The sequence below is a fragment of the Mycobacterium sp. IDUB_1 genome, from assembly GCF_055419625.1.
Window position 1 is genome coordinate 1,902,699 of the sequence record NZ_JBVAYA010000001.1, and the last position, 21,283, is coordinate 1,923,981.

Sequence of the window (21,283 nt, forward strand, 5' to 3'; positions counted from 1 at the left end):
GGTCCTGTTGTTGTCGGTGGTTCGAACTAGTGTTCGATATATGGATGTGGTTGCCGACGCGATAGGGGTGATGCGGGCTCAGTTGGCGATCCTGCGCGACGCCTCTGACGTGTTGTCGCATCGCGAGTTGGTGGCGTTGATGGCCGAGGTGACGACGCTGGTTCGCAGCGTGCCGGTCTTGGAGCATCACATCCTGGCGCGGTTTACGGCAGAGACGGAGCCGCGGCGGCTCGGGGAGGCGTCGTGGAAGAAGGTGCTGACCACTGCACTGCGAGTGTCGGAGACGGACGCGAAACGCCGCCTGGCCGAGGCGGCCGCGTTGGGTCCGCGGCAGGCCCTGACAGGGGAGGCGTTGCCACCGGTATGGGAGGCCACCGCTAGTGCGCAGGCTGCGGGCGCTCTGGATGCCGACCACGTCGCCGTCATCGCGAAATTCCACGAAAAGTTGCCGGTGTGGGTGGATGTCGACACCCGCGCCGCCGCCGACCGCCAGTTGGCGGAGTTGGGTGCGGGACTCACCCCGGAGGATCTGAAGAAGGCGGCGGATCGGTTGGCGGCGATGATCGACCAAGACGGCCCCGAACCCACCGACGCCGACCGCGCCCGCCGGCGCGGCATCCAGCTCGGTGCCCAGCAGGCCGACGGAATGAGCCGACTATCTGGGTGGCTCACCCCCGAAGCCCGCGCCCACTACGAAGCCATCCAAGCCAAACTGGCGGCGCCGGGGATGTGCAACCCCGACGACGAAACCCCCTGCGTCGAGGGCGAACCCGATGAGGAGCAAGCCCGCACTGACTCCAGGAGCGCGGCGCAGCGCAACCACGATGCATGGCTGGCGGTCGGACGGATGGCACTGTCCTCCGGAGACCTCGGTTCGCACAACGGGTTACCGGTCACCGTCATCGTCTCGACCACGCTGCAAGAACTGGAGAAGGGTGCGGGGGTGGCGGTCACCGGCGGCGGGTCGCTGTTGCCGATGGCCGATCTGATCCGCATGGCCTCCCACGCCCACCACTATTTGGCGGTGTTCGATCAGCACACCAACCAGCCGCTGTATCTGGGGCGTACCAAGAGATTGGCGAGTCCGGCGCAGCGGATCATGCTGCACTCCGCGGCCCGCGGCTGCACCCGACCCGGCTGCAGCGCGCCCGGCTACTGGACCCAGGTTCACCACGTCGAGGGCTGGAAAAGCGGCGGCGCCACCGACATCACCAACCTCACCTTGGCGTGTGGACCTGATAATCGAATGGTCGAGCAGACCGGCTGGACCACCCGCATCAACCAGCGGGGCCAGGTCGAATGGCTCCCCCCACCCGACCTCGACACCGGCCAACGACGCACGAACGGCTATCACCATCCCGAACGCCACCTCCTGCCCGAAGACGACCAGGGGCCTTAGCCGCGCTGGGTTTCGGCGAACGCCAGGCACTCCTCCCAGGTGGGAAGCAGGCCGCGATCACGCATGTCGCCAAGGCTCGGTGCCGCGCGGTCCCGGTCGGACAGGTTCAGCTCGGCCGCGGGAAGCCAGGCAGCCCAGTCGATGCCGATCTCCGGATCCAGCGGATCGATGGTGTGCTCGCGGGTGGGATCGTAGCCGGCCGAGCACAGGTAGGTGACGATCGAGTTGTCCTGCAGCGCAAGGAAAGCGTGGCCCAGCCCCTCGGACAGGTACACAGCCCGATGGGTTTCGTCGTCGAGCGTCACCGCATCCCAGGTGCCATAGGTCGGCGAACCGACCCTGATGTCGACGACGGCATCGACGACGGCGCCGCGCATGCAGGTCACGTACTTGGCCTGGCTCGGTGGCAACTGTGCGAAGTGCACGCCGCGCAGCACCCCGGCCGAAGACACCGAGCAGTTCGCCTGCCGCAGATCGAGCGAGTGCCCCGTCATCGCAGTGAAGGACGTGTCCGTGAACCACTCGAAGAACGCGCCCCTCGAGTCACCGTGCACGGTCGGCGTCAGCTCCCACGCGCCGGGAACCGCGAGCTCGCGAACCTTCATCCTTCGCGCACCAAATAGCGCGCTTCGACGGCGTCCTTCAGCGGCGCCCACCAGGATTCGTTGTCGCGGTACCACGCGATCGTCTCGCGCAGCCCCTCCTCGAAGTCGGTGTGCCGTGGCGCCCAATTCAGTTCGTCGCGCAGCGGTCCCGGATCGATGGCGTACCGGAGATCGTGTCCCGCACGGTCGACGACGTGGTCGAAATCGTCGGGGGAGCGGTCCATCAACAGCAGGATCGTGCGCAGCACCGTGAGGTTGTCACGCTCGCCGTTCGCCCCGATCAGATAGGTGCGGCCGATGTCCCCGTCGGTCAGGATGCGCCACACCGCGCTGTTGTGGTCCTCGACGTGAATCCAGTCCCGCACATTGGCCCCGGCGCCGTACAGTCGCGGCCGCCGCCCGGTGAGGATGTTGGTGATCTGGCGTGGAATGAACTTCTCCACGTGCTGGTACGGGCCGTAGTTGTTCGAGCAGTTCGACAGTGTCGCGGCCACGTTGTACGACCGCACCCAGGCGCGCACCAGCATGTCCGAGGCGGCCTTGGTCGACGAGTACGGGCTCGACGGGTTGTACGGCGTGTCCTCGGTGAACCGCACCGGATCACCCAACGGCAGGTCGCCGTACACCTCGTCGGTCGAGATGTGGTGCAGCCGAACATCATTGGCGCGCACCGCTTCGAGCACCGTGAAGGTCCCCAGCACGTTGGTGTGCACGAACGGCGTCGGATCGGCCAGCGCGTTGTCGACGTGGGTTTCGGCGGCGAAGTGCACCACCGCATCGGACTCGGCCACCAGCCGGCCGACCAGGTCGGCATCGGTGATGTCGCCCTCGACCAGGCGGATGTCGCCGGCCACCGGGTCGAGTGACTCGCGGCTGCCCGCGTAGGTGAAGGCGTCGAGCACGGTGACGCTCACGTCGTCGCGCTCACGCACGGTGGCGTGGACGAAGTTTGCGCCGATGAAGCCGGCTCCCCCGGTGACCAGCAATCGCATAGTTGCCGACTCTATCCGCCGTAATGGATCTTGACCTGCCGGCTGGTGTGCTTCCCTGATGCGCAGGACGAAGGAGGATCGCCATGCGGATACCAGCCCTGATCTGCGCCTGCGCGGCGGTGATGATCGGTTTCACCGGCTGCGGTTCGAAGGACACCTCGGACAACGTCGACCCGCCGCCAACACCGGCTCAGGCGTCAATACAGACATCAGCACAGGCAGCGCCCTCGTCGCCAGCCCCGACCATCGCCGAATACCTCAAGCAGAACAACATCACCCAGACGATGGTCACCCGCGGCGAGCCCGGCGTGCCCCAACTGAACCTGCCGATGCCGCCCGGGTGGGCGGACGTCGGCGCCGACACCCCCAAGGACGCCTACGGCGCGATCTACCTCGAAGCCGCCAAACAGGCGCCCAATCCGCCGGCGATCATCGCGCGGATGGCCCGCGTCAACGGCAGCGTCGACACGGCCAAGCTGCTCGAATACGCACCCAACGCCGTGACGCGGGCCCCCGGCTGGGACGGCCCCACCACTGGCCAGCCCAGCACCCTGGGCGGATTCGACGCCGTGCAGGTCGCGGGCACCGCCACCCTGAACGGGCAACCGACGTTCGTCGCCCGCAAAACCGTCGTGATCACCGCGCCGCAGGGCCTGTACCTGCTGGCCCTCGACGCGCAAGGACCGCTGGATCAGCAGCCCGCACTGATGGACGCGATGCGCATCATCGACGAGCAGACCACGATCAACGCCTAGCTCTGAGTGAGGCCCAGCGGGCGGGCCAACTCCTCCAGCGTCGACATCAGCTCGTCGCCGCCGCCGAGCACCTGGATCGCCACGTGGTCCGCACCGGCCTGCAGGTGCTCGTCGAGCCGCGCCGCGATCTGGTCCGGCGAGCCGTAGGCGACCACCGCGTCGATCAAGCGGTCGCTGCCCGGCCGTTCCAGGTCCTCGTCGGTGAATCCCAGCCGCTTCAAGTTCGTGACGTAGTTGGACAGCCCCAGGTAGAAGTCCACGGTCTGCCGGCCGACCTCGCGGGCGGTGGCCGCATCGTCGGTCAGGACGACCTTGTGCTCGGGCGCAATACACACCGTCGGACCGAGCAACTCGCGGGCCTGCCCGGTGTGCACCGGGGTGGTCAGATACGGGTGCGCGCCGGCGCTGCGCTGTGCGGACAACTTCAGCACCTTCGGTCCGAGCGCGGCGAGCAGGCGGCGGCTCGTGGGAACCTTCGCGGCGTCCAGCACGTCGAGATAGTCGACCAGCGCCTGATACGGCTTGGCGTACTGATCCTGGTGCTCGGGATGCCCGACACCCACGCCCAGCACGAACCGGCCGGGGAACGCCTTCTCGATGCGGTGGTACGACTCGGCCACCTCGTTCGCGTCGGCCGTCCAGATGTTGACGATGCCGGTCGCCACCTGCAGGGTCTCGGTCTTCTCCAGGATTGGCTCGACGAAGTCCAGAGCGGCAGCCGGTGAGGCGCCCACCCAGACGGTGCCGTAGCCGAGCTTCTCGATGTCGACCGCCTGCTCGGGGGTGACCGGTTGACCGGTCCACACCCCGTATCGACCCAGTGCGGGCTTCAGCGACGGGCCTTCGCTGTTGGTCATGAGTCCCCTTCAGTCGTGGTCAGCGCAATCCCAACGGGCCTGCCAGGTCGGTCAGCGCTGCCACCACCCTGTCGGGTGAGGCCAGCACCTGGACGGGCACGTGGTCGGCGCCGGCGTCGAGGTGTTCGTTCAGACGTGCGGCGATCTGGTCGGGGGTGCCGTAGGCGACCACGGCATCCACCAGTCGGTCACTACCCGGTTTGGCGACATCTTCATCGCCGAATCCGAGTCGCTTCCAGTTGTTGACGTAATTCGCCAGGTCGAGATAGATCGCCAACGCCTTGCGACCGACCTCCCGCGCGCGCTCGGCGTCCGTCGTCAGGACCACCTTGTGTTCTGGAGCCAGCAGAGCCTCGGGTCCGATCAGTTCCCGCGCGCGGGCGGTGTGCTCCGGCGTGGTCAGGTACGGGTGGGCACCCGCCGAGCGGGCAGCCGACAGCTGCAGCACCTTCGGCCCCAGCGCGGCGACAACACGGCGATCACGCGGCACGCCGTACTCGTCCAGCTTGTCCAGGTAGTCGGTCAGCGCGTCGATCGGCTTGCGGTACTCCTGGTGCGCCTCGGGGTGTCCGACGCCGATTCCGAGCACGAAGCGGTCCGGATGCGCGGCCTGGATGCGGTGGAAGGACTCGGCGACCGGGCCGGGCGCGGCCGTCCAGATGTTGACGATGCCGGTCGCGATCTGAAGCGAAGTGGTGGCGTCGAGCAGGGGCTCGACCCACTCGAGCTCGGCAGGTGGTGAGCCACCCACCCACACGGCGCCGTAGCCGAGCGCCTCGATCTCGGCTGCCTGGGCGGGGCTGACGCCGCGGCCGAACGATCCGAACCGGCCCAGCTGCGGCGTCATGCGGTGGTGGCGGTTTCGGCCGGCGCCGGTGCCTCCAGCGGCAGGCACACGATGAACCGCGTATCGCCGGGCTGCGATTGAACCGACAGGTTGCCGTGGTGCTTCTCGACAACGATCCGCCAGGCCAGGTCCAGTCCCAGACCGGTCCCTTCGCCGAACGGCTTGGTGGTGAAGAACGGGGTGAAGATCCGGTCGACGATGTCCTCGGGGATGCCGGGCCCGTCGTCGCAGATCTCCACGCGCACCATCGACTCGTTCTCGCGCATCGTCCGGATCGTCAGGTTGCCGTGGCCGTTCATGGCCTGGATCGCGTTGTCGATGATGTTCGTCCACACCTGGTTCAGATCGCCCGGATAGCACAGCAGCTCGGGCAGGGTCTTGTCCTTCTCCCAATGCAGCTCGACGGGCTTGTCTTTGCCGCCCAGCTTGTCGCCGAAGATCGTCTTGACCGTGCTGAACAGCAGCTCGTGGACGTTGGCGCTCTGGTACTCGGCCCGGTCCATCTGCGAGTACTGCTTGGCGCCGGCCAGCAGCGCGGAGATGCGCTTGCTCGCCTCGGCGATCTGGTTCATCAGCAACTCGGTGTCGATCGTGTACTTCAGCCAGCCGATCGCACCGGGCAACGTCGCCGAGCAGTCGACATCGTCGATGGTGGCCTCGACCCGCTCCAGCCAGTCGACGTCCAGACCGGCCTCCACGAACGTCGGGGCGTAATCCCAAGCGCTCGCGATGCCGTGCTCGTCGAGCCAGTCACCGATCTGGTCCTCGCGGTCGGAGGTCTCCAGCGCCGTCAGCTCCTGGGACTTCGACTTGGCCACCTGCTCAGCGACCTCGTCCTGGATGCTGACCAGCACCTTGAGCGCGGCCGGCGTGAATTTGCCGTCGGCGAGCATCGCCAGCTTGTGCCGCATCTTGCCGACGCCCTCACGTAGATCGGCGACCGCGCGCGCCGTCGCGCCCGCCGGATTGTTGAGCTGATGGGTCAGCCCCGCCGACAGCTGGCCCAGCGCCAGCAGCTTCTCCCGCTGCCCGAGGATCTGGCGCTGCCGCAAACCACCGACCATGTGCCCTTCGAGCAGATGCACGGCCATCGGGAATTCCTTCTGCATGAACTCCGCGAACGCGTTGGCGTCGAGCACGAAGAACTTCGACGGGCGGGTGACCCGCACCGACGCCTGGTAGACGTGCTCCTCGCCGGGGATGTAGGCCGACCACGCGCCGCAGTACACGCCGCGCTGCGAGGTCCGGTTGGTCTCGATGTCGACCCCACCCGAGCGTTTCGACATCACCAGTTCGCCCTCGATGAGGACGTAGAAGCAGGTCGCGGGGTCACCCTCGGCGTGGATCGGCCCAGGCTCGAAGGTGGCGATGTGGCCGTTGGCGCACAGCGTGGCGAGTTGCTCGTCGTTGAGCGCCTCGAACAGAAACAGGGTGCGCAACTCGTCGGGAAGGCACTTTTCGCCCATGTCAGGTTCCTCCTGGTGTCCCGATCGGCAGTGAAGTAATAAAACGCGTGTTGCCCGGAGTTGATTCCGCCCACAGGCTCCCGGAATGCCCGTCGACGATCCTGGCGGCGATGTCGAGGCTCAACCCCGTGCCTTCGCCGAACGGTTTGGTCGTGAAGAAGGGGTCGAAGATGCGGGCGAGCACGTCGTTGGACATGCCGGGGCCGGTGTCGCAGATCTCGACGCGGACGCGGTCGAGGTCGCGTTGTGTGCGCAGCGTCAGCGTGCCGGGGGAGACGCCGATCGCGTCGAGCGCGTTGTCGATCAGGTGCGTCCACACCTGATTCAGTTCGGCCGGGTAGCACGGCAGCGGGGGCAGGCTCGTGTCGAACTCCCGCACCACGGTGATGTGCGGGGCCAGCCGGTGCGCGCGCATCGCGAGGGTCGACTCCAGCAGCCCGTGCACATCGACGACGTCGGACGGCGCGCGGTCCAGTTGGGTGAACTGCTTGGCCTGGTCGACGAGCGTGGAGATCCGGGTGGTCGCATCGGTGATCTCGGTCAGCAGCAGCTCGGTCTCCGCGGTGCTGGCCAGCCAGCGGATCACCGGTGTCAATGAGTCCGGCGTGCCGCAGCACGGCGCCGCCGAGATGCGTTCCATCCAATCGATGTCCAGGCCGGCCTCGGCGAAGATCGCGGCATACGCCCACGCGTCGGGCACGAGGCGGCGTTCCAGCCAGTCGCCGAGCGCCTCCTCCAGATCGGCCTTCTGCACCGAGGTCAGGTCGTGCGGCTTGCCCGCGACCTCGGCGACCCGGTCCTGCAGCTCGACCAGCGATGCCATGGCCTCCGGTGGCAGGGAGCGCTCGGGCAGTTCGGCCCTGCGGTGCCGCATCCCCGCGATCTGGGTGCGCAACCCGCGCGCGGCGCGCACCGCGGCGGCGGCGGGGTTGTTCAGCTCGTGGGTCAGCCCGGCCGTCATCTGCACCAGCTGCACGAGCCGATCGTGCGGGCCGAGGATGCGGTGCTGGTGGTAACGACCGTGCGAATGACCGACCAGCAGATGGGTGGCCATCGGGAAATGCGACGTCAGGAAGGTGCCGAGGGTGGTGGCGTCGAGTTCGAAGAGCCGCGACGGTCGGGTCAGCGTCGCGGTGTTCTCGTAGGTGGTCTCTTCGTCGAGCAGGAACGCCGACCACGCGCCGCAGTACGAGCCGGGGGTGCAGGCCCGCCAGATGGGGATGTCGCGCGCACCGGATCGTTTCGACAGCGCGATCTCGCCGTCGAGCAGCACGTAGAAGAACTCGGCAGGGTCCCCCTCGCGGCACAGTTCACCGGCCGGGAACGTCGCGATCCGGCCGCCGGCGCACAGCGTCGCCAACTGCTCGTCGGTGAGGCCCTCGAAGATGAACAGATCCCGGAGTTCGCCGATGTCGCAGGAGGAGGAGGCCATACCGTCTACGCCTCGTCGCCTACGTCTCGGCCAGGTAGCGGTGCACCAGCATGACCGCCATCGACCCTTCGCCGACGGCTGCGGCAACCCGCTTGGCCGACTCCGACCGGACGTCGCCGGCGACGAACACACCCGGCACGCTGGTTTCCAGATGGTGGGGCGGGCGATCCAGGGTCCAGCCGCTGATGTCGCGTAGGTCCGGTCCGGCCACGATGAACCCGTGGTCGTCGCGCACGACGACGCCGTCGAGCCAGTCGGTGCGGGGCTCGGCGCCGATGAAGATGAACATCCGGCCGCAGGCGAACTCCTCGCGCTCGCCGGTGTCGCGATGCTCGAGGCAGATCCCTTCCAGGTGCCCGTCGCCCTTGACCGCGTGCACGACGGTGTTCGGGATCTCCTTGATGTTGTCCTGCGCCCTGATCTGCTGGATCAGGTAGTGCGACATGGAGTCTTCGAGAGTGCGACGGCTGACGATGTTCACCGACTTCGCGGTCCGCGACAGGAACATCGCGGCCTGGCCGGCCGAGTTCGCGCCGCCGATGACGTACACCTCGTCGTCGTCGCACTCCGAGGCCACCGATGTCGTCGCGCCGTAGTACACCCCGGCCCCGGTCAACGTCTCGCATCCCTCGGCCGTCAGCTGTCGGTACTCCACACCCATCGCGAGGATCACCGCCCGGGTTCCGATGGCGCGGCCGTCGGACAGGTGCACGGTGCGGGCGTTGCCGTCCACCTCGAGGGAGACGACCTCGGCGGCGGTGATCAGTTCGGCGTCGAACTTCTCGGCCTGCCGGCGCGCGCGTTCGGCGAGTTGCGCGCCGGAGAGCCCGTCGGGAAAGCCGAGGTAGTTCTCGATGCGTGAGCTTTGTCCGGCCTGCCCGCCGGTGGCGGTGCGCTCGATGAGTACGGTCTTGAGGCCCTCGGACGCGCCGTAGACCGCCGCCGCCAGCCCTGCCGGGCCGCCGCCGATGACCACCAGGTCGTAGAAGTCGCCCGACGGGGTGGTGGTCAGCCCCAACGTCGCGGCCAGCTCGGCGTCGGTGGGGTCGACGAGGGTCTCGCCCTCCTCGGTGATCACGACGGGAAGCGTCAGCCCGTCCTGGCCCGCCGCCTCGAGCAGGGCGATGCCTTTGGGCTCGTCGGAACGGAACCAGGTGTAGAAGAGCCGGTTGCGGGCGAGGAACTCGCGCACCTGCGAGGACCGGGCATTCCACGGGTGACCGATGATCTTGGTGTGCGGGATGGCGCGCTCGCCGGTGGCACGCCACGCCTCGACCAGCGCGTCGATCACCGGGTAGAGCTTCTCCTCCGGCGGGTCCCACGGCTTGAGCAGGTAGTGGTCCAGGTCGACGACGTTGATCGCGTCGATCGCGGCGTGGGTGTCGGCGTAGGCGGTGAGCAGCACGCGGCGCGCCATCGGGAAGATATCCATCGCCGCTTCGAGGAACTCGATACCGCTCATCTGGGGCATGCGGTAATCGGCGACGAACACTGCGACGGTCTCGCCGCGCAACTTCAGTTCGTTCAGGGTTTCCAGCGCGTCGGGGCCGGACTCGGCCCGAACGATGCGGAACTTCTCGCCATAGTGGCGACGCAGGTCGCGAGCCACCGCGCGGGAGACCGCGGGATCGTCGTCGACTGTCAGAATCACGGGTTTACGGGGCGCAGCGGCCGGGCCTGTCATCGACTCCAATTATGCGCCCGGTGTCCAGCGGATAGTCCGCAGTCCGGTTGACCGGGGGCGCAGACTGAGCGGCATGACGACGGCCACCATGCGGGCGTGGCAGGTTCGCTCGCCGGGAGCGATGCCCACCCACCCGCTCGAGCTGGTCACCGCGCCGGTTCCGGAACCGGCCGTCGGTGACGTCCTCGTCGCCGTTGCGGCGTGCGGCGTGTGCCGCACCGATCTGCACGTCACCGAGGGCGATCTCGCCGTGCACAAGCCGCGCGTGACCCCGGGTCACGAGGTGGTCGGCGAGGTCGTCGCGCTCGGCCCGGACACCCTGAGCGACCTGCGGCCCGGCGACCGGGTGGGGGTGGCCTGGCTGCGGCACACGTGCGGACGTTGCCGTTTCTGCGTGCGTGGCCGGGAGAACCTGTGCCCGCAGTCCCGGTACACGGGTTGGGACGCCGACGGCGGATACGCCGACTACGTCACGGCCCCTGCGGATTTCGTGCACCGCCTGCCCGTCGGCTACAGCGACGAGGAGGTGGCGCCGCTGCTGTGTGCGGGCATCATCGGGTACCGCTCGCTGCTGCGCGCCGATCTGCCGCCCGGCGGCCGGCTCGGCATCTACGGGTTCGGGGGCAGTGCGCACATCACCGCTCAGGTGGCGGTGGCGCAGGGGGCCGAGGTCCATGTGATGACGCGGGGCGCCGACGCTCGCGAGCTGGCGCTGGCCCTCGGTGCGGCCTCGGTGCAGGGCGCCTCGGACCGTCCGCCGGTGCCCCTGGATGCGGCCATTCTCTTCGCGCCGGTGGGCGAGCTGGTGCTGCCTGCCCTGGAGGCGCTCGACCGCGGCGGAACGCTGGCGATCGCCGGCATCCATCTCAGCGACATCCCGTCGCTGAACTATCAGGCGCATCTGTTCCAGGAACGCCAGGTGCGCTCGGTCACCTCCAACACCCGGGCCGACGCCCGCGAGTTCCTGGCGTTCGCCGGGCAGCACCGCATCGAGGTGACGACCCCGCGCTACCGCCTGGATCAGGCCGACGCCGCCCTCGCCGACCTGAGCGCGGGCCGCATCGCAGGCGCGGCCGTCCTGCTCGTCTGAGCCCTCTGGGACGGGTTCACACCGTCAGTCCGACCGGGCCACGATCACCGGAACCCGGGCGGCCTGCACGACCGCGCTGCTGACCGAGCCCAGCAGCGCGCTCGCGACGGCGCCGTCGCGATGGCTGCCGACCACCAGCAGCTGCGCCGACTCCGCGCGTTCGACCAAGCGGCGCGCCGGCTGATCCGGCACCGTCGCGATGTCCACGCGCACGTCCGGGTAGCGCCGCCGCCACGCCGTCAACCAGTCGGCCACCTCGGCGTCCACGCCTGCGCGCATCTCCTCGAAGTCGAATCCGGGAAAGTCGAAGGCGCCGGGTGACCACCACGCGTGCACCGCGATCAGCGGCGCGCGGCGCCGTGCCGCCTCGGCGAACGCGACGTCGAGAGCCAGGCGGGAGGTGTTCGAACCGTCGACGCCGACCACGACGGGTCCCTGATCCCGTGTCGACGCGCCCTCGTGGATGACCGCGACCGGGCCGTGTGCGCGGTGCACCAACCCGGTGCTGACGCTGCCCAACACGGTGCGCGCCAGCGCGCCGCGTCCGCGCGACCCGACGACCACGAGGCGGGCGGTCCGTGACGCGTCGACCAGCGCCGCGGTGGGTGACGCCGACGCGTACTGGGTCCGGACGTCGACCGCCCCGCCGGTCAGCTCGCGCGCCGTCTGGGCGGCGTCGTCGAGCACCTGCCGCCCCAGTTCCCGCTGCCATTCGGGCACCCCGACCGGCGTTCGCGCCGCGGGCCATGTGCCGAGCGGAGGGGCCGCGGCGTGCAGCACCGTCATCGTGGTGCCGTGCAGCATCGCGTCGTGGGCAGCCCAGGCGAGCGCCTCCCGCGACGATGCCGACCCGTCGACGCCGACGACGACGGGGGACGCGTGCTGCTGGACCGAGGTGCTCATGCCCCAACTATTGCCGCGTGATGCTGCCTTCCGCCAGGGCCATCAGGCCATACTGAAGACATGGTCCGCGTCTTCCTGGTCGACGATCACGAGGTGGTGCGGCGCGGGTTGATCGACCTACTCAGCGCTGACGAAGAGCTCGAGGTCATCGGCGAGGCGGGCACGGTCGCCGAGGCGCTCGCCCGCATCCCGGCCCTTCAACCCGACGTGGCGGTACTCGATGTCCGGCTGCCCGACGGCAACGGCATCGAACTGTGCCGTGACCTGCTGTCCCGGCTGCCGAACCTGCGCTGCCTGATGCTGACGTCGTTCACGTCCGACGAGGCCATGCTGGACGCGATCCTGGCCGGCGCCAGCGGCTACGTCATCAAGGACATCAAGGGCATGGAGCTGGCCAAGGCCGTCAGAGAGGTGGGCGCGGGACGGTCGCTGCTCGACAATCGCGCGGCCGCCGCGCTGATGGCCAAGCTGCGCAGCGCCGCCGACCGCTCTGATCCGCTCGCGGGGCTCAGCGACCAGGAGAAGGTGCTGTTGGATCTGCTGGGGGAGGGCCTGACCAACAAGCAGATCGCGGCGCGGATGTTCCTCGCCGAGAAGACGGTGAAGAATTACGTGTCGCGACTGCTGGCGAAACTGGGTATGGAGCGGCGCACCCAGGCGGCGGCGTTCGTGTCGCGGCTCGACCGCCCGCGCCGGTCGGTCTTCGACTAATACGCTGCAGATTCGGCGATTTTGGGGCAGCCTGCCGAGCGGGTAGTATGGATCGACGGTGCGGTTTCGCGCCGACTTCTTGCGTGTCCTGTCGGGAATTCCCGAGCTCCGGCCCACGTTGCTAGTCGGACCTGAGCTGTACCAACCCAGGCCAGCACGCCCATACGAAACGAAAAGCAAGGATCGCTAACCAGTATGGCCAAGAAAGACGGTGCCATCGAGGTCGAAGGCCGCGTTGTCGAACCTCTGCCCAATGCGATGTTCCGCATTGAGCTGGAGAACGGACACAAGGTCCTCGCCCACATCAGCGGCAAGATGCGGCAGCACTACATCCGCATCCTCCCTGAGGACCGCGTCGTGGTGGAGCTCTCTCCCTACGACCTGTCCCGTGGCCGCATCGTGTACCGCTACAAGTAACCGCAACCGACGAGAAGAAGGATCGACGACAGCCGTGAAGGTGAACCCGAGCGTCAAGCCGATCTGCGACAAGTGCAGGGTGATCCGCCGGCATGGGCGGGTCATGGTGATCTGCTCCGATCCCCGCCACAAGCAGCGGCAGGGCTGACCGCAAGGTCCAGCCCGCACCACAACTGAATGACGAACTCCCAGTACCACTGAGCGGATAGGCCGCTCGCACACGTCCGGCACGGAGGCCGGACCCCGGCAAGAGCCCGGGAACGGACTGGGACCAGACCTCCGCATAGAGAAGGAAACACCCCTGTGGCACGTCTCATGGGCGTCGATCTGCCGCGCGACAAGCGCATGGAGATCGCGCTGACCTACATCTACGGCATCGGCCGTACCCGCAGCCAGGAGATCCTGGAAGCGACCGGCATCAGCCGGGACCAGCGCACCAAGGACCTCACCGACGATCAGGTGAGCCAGCTGCGCGACTACATCGAGGGCAACCTCAAGGTGGAAGGTGATCTGCGCCGCGAGGTGCAGGCCGACATCCGCCGCAAGATCGAGATCGGCTGCTACCAGGGCCTGCGGCACCGTCGCGGCCTGCCGGTGCGCGGCCAGCGGACCAAGACCAACGCGCGCACCCGCAAGGGCCCGAAGCGCACCATCGCCGGCAAGAAGAAGGCCAGGTAACCCGAGATGGCACAAGCCAAGAAGGGCGCGCCCAAGAAGGGTGCCGCCAAGACCCGCCGCCGGGAGAAGAAGAACGTCCCGCACGGCGCCGCGCACATCAAGAGCACGTTCAACAACACGATCGTGTCGATCACCGATCCACAGGGCAACGTCATCGCGTGGGCCTCGTCGGGTCACGTGGGCTTCAAGGGCTCGCGTAAGTCGACGCCGTTCGCGGCCCAGCTCGCCGCCGAGAACGCTGCCCGCAAGGCGCAGGAGCACGGCGTCAAGAAGGTCGACGTGTTCGTCAAGGGCCCGGGTTCGGGCCGCGAGACCGCCATCCGCTCGCTGCAGGCCGCCGGCCTCGAGGTGGGCGCGATTTCCGACGTCACCCCTCAGCCGCACAACGGTTGCCGTCCGCCCAAGCGGCGCCGGGTCTAGGGATAGGGAGAACTAGAACTCATGGCTCGTTACACCGGACCCGTCACCCGCAAGTCGCGCCGCCTCGGCGTCGACCTCGTCGGTGGAGATCAGTCGTTCGAGAAGCGCCCCTACCCGCCCGGCCAGCACGGCCGCGCGCGGATCAAGGAGAGCGAATACCGCACCCAGCTGCAGGAGAAGCAGAAGGCCCGCTTCACCTACGGCGTCATGGAGAAGCAGTTCCGCCGCTACTACGAGGAGGCCAACCGCCTCCCCGGCAAGACCGGTGACAACCTGCTGCGCATCCTCGAAAGCCGACTGGACAACGTCGTCTACCGGGCCGGCCTGGCCCGCACCCGCCGCATGGCGCGTCAGCTGGTCAGCCACGGCCACTTCACCGTCAACGGTGTGAAGGTCGATGTGCCCAGCTACCGGGTGTCGCAGTACGACATCATCGACGTCAAGGACAAGTCGATCAACACTTTGCCCTTCGAGGTGGCCCGGCAGACCGCCGGCGAGCGCCCGATCCCGGGCTGGCTGCAGGTCGTCGGCGAGCGTCAGCGCATCCTCGTGCACCAGCTGCCTGAGCGCGCGCAGATCGACGTCCCGCTCACCGAGCAGCTGATCGTCGAGCTCTACTCGAAGTAAGCGTTCACGGCCGAACCCGGCCGCGGATCACCTAACGGCATCAAATAGCGGTTGCCGAGAAGGAGAAAAGAAACACCATGCTGATTTCACAGCGCCCCACACTCAGCGAAGAGGTCATCGCCGAGAACCGGTCCCAGTTCGTCATCGAACCGCTGGAGCCCGGATTCGGTTACACCCTCGGCAACTCGCTGCGTCGCACACTGCTGTCGTCCATCCCGGGCGCGGCGGTCACCAGCATCCGCATCGACGGTGTGCTGCACGAGTTCACCACCGTCCCCGGGGTGAAGGAAGACGTCACCGACATCATCCTGAACCTCAAGGGCCTGGTCGTGTCCTCCGAAGAGGACGAGCCGGTCACCATGTACCTGCGCAAGCAGGGCCCGGGTGCGGTCACTGCCGGCGACATCGTGCCGCCGGCCGGGGTCACCGTGCACAACCCCGACATGCACATCGCGACGCTCAACGAGAAGGGCAAGCTCGAGGTCGAACTCGTCGTCGAGCGCGGTCGTGGCTACGTGCCTGCTGTGCAGAACAAGGCCTCGGGTGCCGAAATCGGCCGTATCCCGGTCGATTCCATCTACTCGCCGGTGCTGAAGGTCACCTACAAGGTGGAGGCCACTCGTGTCGAGCAGCGCACCGACTTCGACAAGCTGATCCTCGACGTCGAGACCAAGAGCTCGATCACCGCGCGTGACGCGCTCGCCTCGGCGGGCAAGACTCTGGTCGAATTGTTCGGTCTGGCACGGGAACTCAACGTCGAGGCCGAGGGCATCGAGATCGGACCGTCGCCGGCCGAGGCCGACCACATCGCCAGCTTCGCGCTGCCGATCGACGACCTGGACCTGACGGTGCGCTCGTACAACTGCCTCAAGCGTGAAGGCGTGCACACCGTCGGCGAGCTGGTCGCCCGCACGGAGTCCGATCTGCTGGACATCCGTAACTTCGGCCAGAAGTCCATCGACGAGGTGAAGATCAAGCTGCACCAGCTGGGTCTCTCGCTCAAGGACAGCCCGGCCACGTTCGATCCGTCCGAGGTGGCCGGTTACGACGTCGCGACCGGTACCTGGAACAGCGATGCCGGGTACGAATCGTCCTACGAGGCCGACGACAACACCGACTACGCAGAAACCGAACAGCTCTAACTCGAGAAGCCGTCCCGGCCCTACCTCATACGGGGGTCGGCCCCACATAGGAGACAGTCGCAATGCCCAAGCCCACCAAGGGACCCCGCCTCGGCGGTTCGTCGTCGCACCAGAAAGCGATCCTGGCCAACCTGGCCACCTCGCTCTTCGAGCACGGCCGCATCAAGACGACGGAGCCCAAGGCTCGGGCGTTGCGTCCGTACGCCGAGAAGCTCATCACCCACGCCAAGAAGGGCACGCTGCACAACCGGCGTGAGGTGATGAAGAAGATCCGTGACAAGGACGTCGTGCACGTTCTGTTCGCCGAGATCGGGCCGTTCTTCGCCGATCGTGCCGGTGGCTACACCCGCATCATCAAGGTCGAGAACCGCAAGGGCGACAACGCTCCCATGGCGGTCATCGAGCTGGTGCGGGAGAAGACGGTGACGTCCGAGGCCAACCGGGCTCGCCGTGCCGCGTCGGCGCAGAAGGTCGCAGCGGCGGCCGCTCCGCAGGCCGCTGTCGAGCCGGAAGAGGCCGAAGGCCCGAGCGCCGACGAGGTCGACGCCGTCACCGAGACGCCGATCGCCGACGAGTCCGACGTCGAGGCCGAGGCGAAGGCCGCCGAGTCCGCCGACGAGAAGGCCGACGGAGAAACTGACGACGCCAAGTAGCAGCAGTCCCATGAACGAGCCCGTCATCGATTCCGATGGCGGGCTCGTTCGTCTGCGGCTCGACATCGCCTATGACGGAACGGATTTCGCGGGGTGGGCGACGCAGGCCGGGCAGCGCACCGTGGCTGGCGTGATCGACGAGGCGCTGACGACGGTATTCCGCATTCCGGTGCAGACCCGCGCCGCGGGGCGCACCGACGCCGGCGTGCACGCCACCGGTCAGGTCGCGCACGTCGACATCCCCGCGCACGCCGTGTCATACGCCTATCCGCGGACCTCGCGCGCGGGTGAGCCCGAGTTCGCGCCGTTGGTGCGCCGGCTCGGCCGGCTGCTGCCACAGGATGTCCGGGTGCGCCAGATCGCCCGTGCCGCACCGGGATTCGACGCACGGTTCTCGGCGCTGCGGCGCCACTACGTCTATCGGTTGTCGACGGCGCCGTGGGGTGTGCTGCCCGCACAGGCGCGCTTCGTCACGGCGTGGCCTCGCGCCCTCGACGCCGACGCGATGTCGACCGCGGCGCGACACCTGGTGGGGCTGCGGAACTTCGCGGCATTCTGTCGGCACCGCGACGGCGCGACCACGATCCGGGACCTGCAGCGGCTCGACGTGGTGCGCACCGGAGACGACATCTGGATCCACGTCAGCGCCGACGCGTTCTGCTGGAACATGGTGCGGTCACTGGTCGGGGCGCTGCTCGCCGTCGGTGAGCACCGGCGCGACGCCGCCTGGTGTGCGGCCCTGCTGACCGAGACGCGGCGGTCGAGCGATTTCGCTGCGGCACCAGCGCGCGGACTGACGTTCGTCGGTGTGGATTATCCTCCCGACGACGAACTCGCCGCCCGTACCCTGATCACTCGGGATGTCCGCACCGCGGACGAGGTGGGTTAGATCCGGCCCGAGACGAAGTCGGCAGCCTGGTTCACCATGCCGGCCTTGATGTAGGCCGGGGCGAGGTGGTCGGGCCAGTAGTCCTGCCAGTTGTTCGGGTCGGTCGGATTGCAGATCGGGTCGTCCCCGTGGCACAGCTCGATGATCTTGTCGCGCAGCGCCGGGTTGGTGAAGTTGGCGATCGGGCCGACCCACTGGCTGCCGTTGCCGAACAGCGTGATCGCGGCGATGTGAGAGTCCGCCCCGTCGGGCATCGGGTTCTTGAATCCGAAGGCGGCGATCGGTACGGCCACCACGACGTCGGTGACGGCAGCACCGAGCGAGTAGCCACCCAGCACCAGCCGGGTGTCGGGGCACGTACCCGTCATGTACGCGACGCGTCCACTCATGTCGTTGGCCCCGATGTCGACCTCGGTGTCGGCGGGGTACTTCACCGCGTAGAGGCGGATGTCCTTGCCGGTCTTGCTCCGCAGCGCCGAAGCCAGCGCGTTGCCGATCTGACCGGCACCGGGCGACTCGAGACGACCGCGGGCGAAGATCAGTTCGGCCTGCGGGCAGGACTCCGCCGACGCGGCGGGAGCCATCGGCCCCACCAAACCGGCGACCAGCGCGGCCACCACCCACGTAGCGGCACGGCGGAGCGAGACGGTCACCCTGCCGATGATAGGTCAGACTCGGGCTGCAGCGAACCCTGCGGCCTGGCCGATGAACGGCGATGACTCGTAATGGGTGTGCGCGAACGGATTTCGGCCGTCTGAGCAAATCGGATCACCGTCGGCGCACAGGTCGATCGCCTTACCGGTGAAGGAACCGGCCCCGGAGACCGGATTGCCGAACTTCGCCGCCGGGTTGCCGAACACCGCGACGGCGTCGACGTTGCCCACCAGACCGCCGGCCAGCGGAGGGGCCGAGCCGATCTCGCCGATCTTGTTGCCCAGCGGCGGGACGCCGGCGAGCATGTCGACGACCGCGGCACCCTGCGAGTACCCGCCCAGCACGATCCTCGTGCTGGGGCACTGCGCTGCCAGCGTCGCGATCCGGCCGGCGGCGTCGGTGGCGCCCACCGCGGTGTTGAGGAAGTCGTAGCTTGCCGGGTAGTTGACGCCGTAGGTGCTGATCGAGCGTCCGCCGAGCTGAGTGCTCAGCGCATCGGTCAAGGCCTGCCCGACACGCCCGATGCCGGGCGGCTCGCTGGTGCCGCGGGCAAAGATCACCTCGACGTCCGAGCAGGGCTGGGCCGACGCGGTCGGGACGGTAGGCGCAAGAACGGAGCCGGCGACGGGTAGGGCCGCGGCGGCAACGGCCGCAGCGAGGCGGCGCAGTCGGTCAGATCGCACAATGCACCGTAACGTATAGCTGAGCTACAAAAGTCCCGCGACGAATCCGGCCGCCTGGTCCGTCATCCCGGACGACGCGTAATTGCTGTGCGCGGGAATGTCGTCGCCGCCCGAGCACACCGGATCGTTGGGTGTGCACAGGTCGATCGATCGCCCTCCCCAGACGGGGCTCGAGGTCAGCGGCAGCCCGATCTTCGCCGAGGGATTACCGAACACGGCGATCGCCGCCACGTGGTCGGGAGCGTTGGGGGCCAACGGTGCGGTGAAGCCGGCGCCCGGAACGGGAACCGCGGCGATGACGTCGATCACGGCCGCGCCCTGGGAGTAGCCCCCCAGTACCAACCGGGTGTTGGGACAGTTGTCGATCATGTACTGGATGTGGCCGCTGGCGTCGTTGGCGCCGGCCGCGACCTGGAGGAAGTCGAACGACGCCGGGTAGTTCACGGCGTACGACCCGACGGAGCGTCCGCCGACTCGTCCCTCGAGGGAGTTGACGAACGCGCCTCCGACGCGGCCGAGACCGGGCGGCTCGTCGGTGCCGCGCGCGAAGACCACTTCGATGTCGGGGCAGCCCTGGGCTGCCGCCGTGGGCGCGGTGAGGGCGGGTGTCGCGATCATCGCCGCCACCGAGAGAGCGGTGGCGGCGAGTCCAGCTACCCGGCGCGCATCAAGATCGATCATCATCTAGATGATGTTAGCTCACCTAGCGGAGCATCCGGCCAGGTCGCGGCATTCACGTCGGCGAGATCCCCGCGGTCGCCCTGACGGGCCAGTGCCAATCCGGCGAGGACGATCGCGCCGCCCACGGCCTGCATCGCGGTGACCGCCTCGCCGACCAAGATCCACGCAGCCAGGACGGCGAACATGACCTCGGACAAACCCACGAGCGACGCGAACCGCGGCTTCAGCCGGGCGATGCTGACGATCCCCAAGGTGTAGGCGATCGCGGTGGGGAAGAGGGCCAGCGCGACGACCGGCAACACCCAGGACGTGGTCATGCCGGCGACCACGGTGTCATTGGCGGTGAACGTCATCGGCATCACGCCGGTGGCGCCGATCGCAGCGACCGCAGCGGCACCGACGAACAGGCCGGCCGTGGCCAGGGTGATCGGGTGCAGCGGCGTGCCGGCTGTGTCTGTGTCTGTGTCGGCACCCGACACCTTCTCCGACATCACGAAGTAGCAGGCCGCGCACACGGCGGCGGCGAGACCGAAGGCGACGCCGGCGAGGTCGAAGTCCACCGGGGAGAAGCCGTGCGGACCGACCAGCCCGAGCACCGCGGTGATGCCGGCGATCGCCAGCACCACACCGGACAGCGTCAGCGCGCTGGGACGGCGGCGTGTGGTCGCCCACAGCCAGCCCACCACCAGGATCGGCGCGGTGTACTCGAGCAACAGCGCGACACCGACCGCGAGATGGGCGACGGCGTTGTAGTAGAACAGCTGCGCACCGGCGATGGGGACGAGCCCGTAGGCCACGATTGTCCGCACGTGATGGCGTGCCTCGCGCAACCACCCGGGATGTGCAACGGTGGCGAACACGGCCATCGCCAGCGCGCCGCCGGCCAGCCGGGCGGTCACCGCGGCCGTCGGGCTCCACCCCGCGGTCATCAGGGCCTTGCCGAACGGACCTGAGCAACCGAAGGCGAATGCCGAGGCAACCGCGAAGAGGAGGCCGCTACGGAACCGCGAGCTCGGCGTCAGCACGGCCATGGGTGCACCTCCACAAGTCTGATCTGCGACGACATGAGTAAACTCAACTTTGGTCGTGACGCTACTGCCGGAAGGAGTCACGAGTCAAATGCTTTTCAGTCATGACACCGAGCTGACCCTGCGGGCAGCGGCGGTGCTGATCAACACCGATCGGGTCGACGGCGAGCAACTCGCCGAACTGCGCGCGCTCGACGAGTACCTGGACAGCTTCGGCTGGACCGGGCGCCGGGACCATGACGCCGCCGAGCTGGAATCGGTGCACCGGCTGCGTGCTCGGCTGGGCGGGATCTGGGAGATCGCCGACGACGAAGCCCGCGCGGTCGGGCAGGTAAACGCTCTGCTCGCCGACACGCGTGCGGCGCCGTGGCTGACTCGGCATCCGGAGATGCCCGAGTGGCACCTGCACCTGGCCTCCGTACACGATCCGCTGTGGCAGCGCATGGGCGCGGAATTCGCGATGGCGCTGGCGGATCTGATCCGCGCGGGCGACCTACGCCGACTCAAGATCTGCGCGGCACCGGATTGTCAGGCCGTGCTGGTCGACCTCTCACGCAACCGCTCGGGCAAGTTCTGCGACACCGGCAACTGCGGCAATCGTCAACACGTCGCCGCATACCGGGAGCGGCGCTCCAACAAGTGATCTGACCCCCGTCGGCGCATCGTTACG

At 68.2% G+C, this 21,283-nt stretch carries 25 protein-coding genes; 13 read left to right on the plus strand and 12 right to left on the minus strand.

Going from position 1 to position 21,283, the window contains the following annotated elements:
• Positions 1 to 40: 40 nt before the first annotated feature.
• The gene (locus tag ACZYYX_RS09750) at positions 41 to 1,399 is read left to right on the plus strand and encodes an HNH endonuclease signature motif containing protein (protein ID WP_463814192.1); all 1,359 of its coding nucleotides are present in this window, start codon (positions 41 to 43) and stop codon (positions 1,397 to 1,399) included.
• Here the strand turns inward: ACZYYX_RS09750 and ACZYYX_RS09755 are convergent.
• Positions 1,396 to 2,004 (minus strand): dTDP-4-dehydrorhamnose 3,5-epimerase family protein, encoded by a 609-nt coding sequence (locus tag ACZYYX_RS09755; RefSeq protein WP_463814193.1) that lies wholly within the window; start codon positions 2,002 to 2,004, stop codon positions 1,396 to 1,398. The two genes, ACZYYX_RS09750 and ACZYYX_RS09755, sit on opposite strands and share 4 nt — an antisense overlap.
• Positions 2,001 to 2,996 carry a dTDP-glucose 4,6-dehydratase gene (gene rfbB / locus ACZYYX_RS09760; RefSeq protein ID WP_463814194.1) on the minus strand — a complete coding sequence of 332 codons (996 nt, stop codon included), beginning with the start codon at positions 2,994 to 2,996 and terminating at the stop codon, positions 2,001 to 2,003. The genes ACZYYX_RS09755 and rfbB overlap by 4 nt, the downstream gene beginning before the upstream one ends.
• A gap of 83 nt (positions 2,997 to 3,079) precedes the next feature.
• Between rfbB and ACZYYX_RS09765 the strand changes: the two genes are divergently transcribed.
• Complete coding sequence (locus ACZYYX_RS09765; protein WP_463814195.1) at positions 3,080 to 3,751, plus strand: LpqN/LpqT family lipoprotein; 672 nt, start codon at positions 3,080 to 3,082, stop codon at positions 3,749 to 3,751.
• On the opposite strand, the gene ACZYYX_RS09770 is transcribed toward ACZYYX_RS09765, so the two are convergent.
• The 5 genes from ACZYYX_RS09770 to ACZYYX_RS09790 are packed head-to-tail and all read right to left on the minus strand — an operon-like array spanning position 3,748 to position 10,037.
• Positions 3,748 to 4,608 (minus strand): LLM class F420-dependent oxidoreductase, encoded by an 861-nt coding sequence (locus tag ACZYYX_RS09770; protein WP_463814196.1) that lies wholly within the window; start codon positions 4,606 to 4,608, stop codon positions 3,748 to 3,750. The two genes, ACZYYX_RS09765 and ACZYYX_RS09770, sit on opposite strands and share 4 nt — an antisense overlap.
• 19 nt (positions 4,609 to 4,627) lie before the next feature.
• On the minus strand, positions 4,628 to 5,455 hold the full coding sequence (locus ACZYYX_RS09775) for an LLM class F420-dependent oxidoreductase (RefSeq protein ID WP_463814197.1): 828 nt from the start codon (positions 5,453 to 5,455) through the stop codon (positions 4,628 to 4,630).
• Positions 5,452 to 6,921: an ATP-binding protein gene (locus ACZYYX_RS09780; protein ID WP_463814198.1), complete on the minus strand. Its 1,470-nt coding sequence runs from the start codon at positions 6,919 to 6,921 to the stop codon at positions 5,452 to 5,454. The genes ACZYYX_RS09775 and ACZYYX_RS09780 overlap by 4 nt, the downstream gene beginning before the upstream one ends.
• A 1-nt stretch (position 6,922) precedes the next feature.
• Positions 6,923 to 8,353, minus strand: coding sequence for an ATP-binding protein (locus ACZYYX_RS09785; RefSeq protein ID WP_463814199.1), 1,431 nt, complete (start codon positions 8,351 to 8,353; stop codon positions 6,923 to 6,925).
• Positions 8,354 to 8,372: 19 nt separating this feature from the next.
• On the minus strand, positions 8,373 to 10,037 hold the full coding sequence (locus tag ACZYYX_RS09790; RefSeq protein WP_463814200.1) for an NAD(P)/FAD-dependent oxidoreductase: 1,665 nt from the start codon (positions 10,035 to 10,037) through the stop codon (positions 8,373 to 8,375).
• 73 nt (positions 10,038 to 10,110) lie between these two features.
• Between ACZYYX_RS09790 and ACZYYX_RS09795 the strand changes: the two genes are divergently transcribed.
• Positions 10,111 to 11,127, plus strand: a complete 1,017-nt coding sequence (locus ACZYYX_RS09795; protein ID WP_463814201.1) for a zinc-binding alcohol dehydrogenase family protein — start codon at positions 10,111 to 10,113, stop codon at positions 11,125 to 11,127.
• Between the two features lie 24 nt (positions 11,128 to 11,151).
• Here the strand turns inward: ACZYYX_RS09795 and ACZYYX_RS09800 are convergent, their stop codons facing one another.
• Positions 11,152 to 12,030, minus strand: coding sequence for a universal stress protein (locus ACZYYX_RS09800; RefSeq protein WP_463814202.1), 879 nt, complete (start codon positions 12,028 to 12,030; stop codon positions 11,152 to 11,154).
• Between the two features lie 60 nt (positions 12,031 to 12,090).
• On the opposite strand from ACZYYX_RS09800, the gene dosR reads away from it, so the two are divergent.
• From dosR to truA, 9 genes are all read left to right on the plus strand, one after another.
• Positions 12,091 to 12,741 carry a hypoxia response regulator transcription factor DosR/DevR gene (dosR, locus tag ACZYYX_RS09805; RefSeq protein ID WP_463814203.1) on the plus strand — a complete coding sequence of 217 codons (651 nt, stop codon included), beginning with the start codon at positions 12,091 to 12,093 and terminating at the stop codon, positions 12,739 to 12,741.
• A 195-nt stretch (positions 12,742 to 12,936) separates the two neighbouring features.
• Complete coding sequence (infA, locus tag ACZYYX_RS09810) at positions 12,937 to 13,158, plus strand: translation initiation factor IF-1 (protein ID WP_003418601.1); 222 nt, start codon at positions 12,937 to 12,939, stop codon at positions 13,156 to 13,158.
• Between the two features lie 34 nt (positions 13,159 to 13,192).
• A complete protein-coding gene (rpmJ, locus tag ACZYYX_RS09815; RefSeq protein ID WP_003879483.1) occupies positions 13,193 to 13,306 on the plus strand; it encodes a 50S ribosomal protein L36 in 114 nt (37 codons plus the stop codon).
• Between the two features lie 155 nt (positions 13,307 to 13,461).
• Positions 13,462 to 13,836, plus strand: coding sequence for a 30S ribosomal protein S13 (gene rpsM, locus ACZYYX_RS09820; RefSeq protein ID WP_046362731.1), 375 nt, complete (start codon positions 13,462 to 13,464; stop codon positions 13,834 to 13,836).
• Between the two features lie 6 nt (positions 13,837 to 13,842).
• The gene (gene rpsK, locus ACZYYX_RS09825; protein WP_043405918.1) at positions 13,843 to 14,256 is read left to right on the plus strand and encodes a 30S ribosomal protein S11; all 414 of its coding nucleotides are present in this window, start codon (positions 13,843 to 13,845) and stop codon (positions 14,254 to 14,256) included.
• Positions 14,257 to 14,277: 21 nt separating this feature from the next.
• Positions 14,278 to 14,883, plus strand: coding sequence for a 30S ribosomal protein S4 (gene rpsD, locus ACZYYX_RS09830; RefSeq protein ID WP_011778695.1), 606 nt, complete (start codon positions 14,278 to 14,280; stop codon positions 14,881 to 14,883).
• Positions 14,884 to 14,960: 77 nt separating this feature from the next.
• The gene (locus tag ACZYYX_RS09835; RefSeq protein WP_463814204.1) at positions 14,961 to 16,025 is read left to right on the plus strand and encodes a DNA-directed RNA polymerase subunit alpha; all 1,065 of its coding nucleotides are present in this window, start codon (positions 14,961 to 14,963) and stop codon (positions 16,023 to 16,025) included.
• A gap of 62 nt (positions 16,026 to 16,087) precedes the next feature.
• Positions 16,088 to 16,678: a 50S ribosomal protein L17 gene (rplQ, locus tag ACZYYX_RS09840; protein ID WP_463814205.1), complete on the plus strand. Its 591-nt coding sequence runs from the start codon at positions 16,088 to 16,090 to the stop codon at positions 16,676 to 16,678.
• Between the two features lie 10 nt (positions 16,679 to 16,688).
• On the plus strand, positions 16,689 to 17,567 hold the full coding sequence (gene truA / locus ACZYYX_RS09845; protein WP_463814206.1) for a tRNA pseudouridine(38-40) synthase TruA: 879 nt from the start codon (positions 16,689 to 16,691) through the stop codon (positions 17,565 to 17,567).
• On the opposite strand, the gene ACZYYX_RS09850 is transcribed toward truA, so the two are convergent.
• Genes ACZYYX_RS09850 through ACZYYX_RS09865 form a run of 4 tightly spaced genes read right to left on the minus strand, consistent with a single transcriptional unit; the run spans position 17,564 to position 20,616 of the window.
• Positions 17,564 to 18,220: a cutinase family protein gene (locus tag ACZYYX_RS09850; protein WP_463814207.1), complete on the minus strand. Its 657-nt coding sequence runs from the start codon at positions 18,218 to 18,220 to the stop codon at positions 17,564 to 17,566. The two genes, truA and ACZYYX_RS09850, sit on opposite strands and share 4 nt — an antisense overlap.
• A gap of 15 nt (positions 18,221 to 18,235) precedes the next feature.
• On the minus strand, positions 18,236 to 18,904 hold the full coding sequence (locus ACZYYX_RS09855; RefSeq protein WP_463814208.1) for a cutinase family protein: 669 nt from the start codon (positions 18,902 to 18,904) through the stop codon (positions 18,236 to 18,238).
• Between the two features lie 24 nt (positions 18,905 to 18,928).
• On the minus strand, positions 18,929 to 19,588 hold the full coding sequence (locus tag ACZYYX_RS09860; RefSeq protein WP_463814209.1) for a cutinase family protein: 660 nt from the start codon (positions 19,586 to 19,588) through the stop codon (positions 18,929 to 18,931).
• Complete coding sequence (locus ACZYYX_RS09865) at positions 19,585 to 20,616, minus strand: EamA family transporter (protein WP_463814210.1); 1,032 nt, start codon at positions 20,614 to 20,616, stop codon at positions 19,585 to 19,587. Before ACZYYX_RS09865 ends, ACZYYX_RS09860 begins: the two co-directional genes overlap by 4 nt.
• Positions 20,617 to 20,704: 88 nt before the next feature.
• Between ACZYYX_RS09865 and ACZYYX_RS09870 the strand changes: the two genes are divergently transcribed.
• Entirely contained in the window at positions 20,705 to 21,256 is a 552-nt protein-coding gene (locus ACZYYX_RS09870) for a CGNR zinc finger domain-containing protein (protein ID WP_463814211.1), read from the plus strand.
• Positions 21,257 to 21,283 lie beyond the last annotated feature (27 nt).

Excerpts from the sequence above, each read along its gene's own strand:
- ACZYYX_RS09750 (WP_463814192.1), top strand. The coding sequence starts at position 41 with ATGGATGTGGTTGCCGACGCGATAGGGGTGATGCGGGCTCAGTTGGCG.
- ACZYYX_RS09755 (WP_463814193.1), bottom strand. The coding sequence starts at position 2,004 with ATGAAGGTTCGCGAGCTCGCGGTTCCCGGCGCGTGGGAGCTGACGCCG.
- rfbB (WP_463814194.1), bottom strand. The coding sequence starts at position 2,996 with ATGCGATTGCTGGTCACCGGGGGAGCCGGCTTCATCGGCGCAAACTTC.
- ACZYYX_RS09765 (WP_463814195.1), top strand. The coding sequence starts at position 3,080 with ATGCGGATACCAGCCCTGATCTGCGCCTGCGCGGCGGTGATGATCGGT.
- ACZYYX_RS09770 (WP_463814196.1), bottom strand. The coding sequence starts at position 4,608 with ATGACCAACAGCGAAGGCCCGTCGCTGAAGCCCGCACTGGGTCGATAC.
- ACZYYX_RS09775 (WP_463814197.1), bottom strand. The coding sequence starts at position 5,455 with ATGACGCCGCAGCTGGGCCGGTTCGGATCGTTCGGCCGCGGCGTCAGC.
- ACZYYX_RS09780 (WP_463814198.1), bottom strand. The coding sequence starts at position 6,921 with ATGGGCGAAAAGTGCCTTCCCGACGAGTTGCGCACCCTGTTTCTGTTC.
- ACZYYX_RS09785 (WP_463814199.1), bottom strand. The coding sequence starts at position 8,353 with ATGGCCTCCTCCTCCTGCGACATCGGCGAACTCCGGGATCTGTTCATC.
- ACZYYX_RS09790 (WP_463814200.1), bottom strand. The coding sequence starts at position 10,037 with ATGACAGGCCCGGCCGCTGCGCCCCGTAAACCCGTGATTCTGACAGTC.
- ACZYYX_RS09795 (WP_463814201.1), top strand. The coding sequence starts at position 10,111 with ATGACGACGGCCACCATGCGGGCGTGGCAGGTTCGCTCGCCGGGAGCG.
- ACZYYX_RS09800 (WP_463814202.1), bottom strand. The coding sequence starts at position 12,030 with ATGAGCACCTCGGTCCAGCAGCACGCGTCCCCCGTCGTCGTCGGCGTC.
- dosR (WP_463814203.1), top strand. The coding sequence starts at position 12,091 with ATGGTCCGCGTCTTCCTGGTCGACGATCACGAGGTGGTGCGGCGCGGG.
- infA (WP_003418601.1), top strand. The coding sequence starts at position 12,937 with ATGGCCAAGAAAGACGGTGCCATCGAGGTCGAAGGCCGCGTTGTCGAA.
- rpsK (WP_043405918.1), top strand. The coding sequence starts at position 13,843 with ATGGCACAAGCCAAGAAGGGCGCGCCCAAGAAGGGTGCCGCCAAGACC.
- rpsD (WP_011778695.1), top strand. The coding sequence starts at position 14,278 with ATGGCTCGTTACACCGGACCCGTCACCCGCAAGTCGCGCCGCCTCGGC.
- ACZYYX_RS09835 (WP_463814204.1), top strand. The coding sequence starts at position 14,961 with ATGCTGATTTCACAGCGCCCCACACTCAGCGAAGAGGTCATCGCCGAG.
- rplQ (WP_463814205.1), top strand. The coding sequence starts at position 16,088 with ATGCCCAAGCCCACCAAGGGACCCCGCCTCGGCGGTTCGTCGTCGCAC.
- truA (WP_463814206.1), top strand. The coding sequence starts at position 16,689 with ATGAACGAGCCCGTCATCGATTCCGATGGCGGGCTCGTTCGTCTGCGG.
- ACZYYX_RS09860 (WP_463814209.1), bottom strand. The coding sequence starts at position 19,588 with ATGATGATCGATCTTGATGCGCGCCGGGTAGCTGGACTCGCCGCCACC.
- ACZYYX_RS09865 (WP_463814210.1), bottom strand. The coding sequence starts at position 20,616 with ATGGCCGTGCTGACGCCGAGCTCGCGGTTCCGTAGCGGCCTCCTCTTC.
- ACZYYX_RS09870 (WP_463814211.1), top strand. The coding sequence starts at position 20,705 with ATGCTTTTCAGTCATGACACCGAGCTGACCCTGCGGGCAGCGGCGGTG.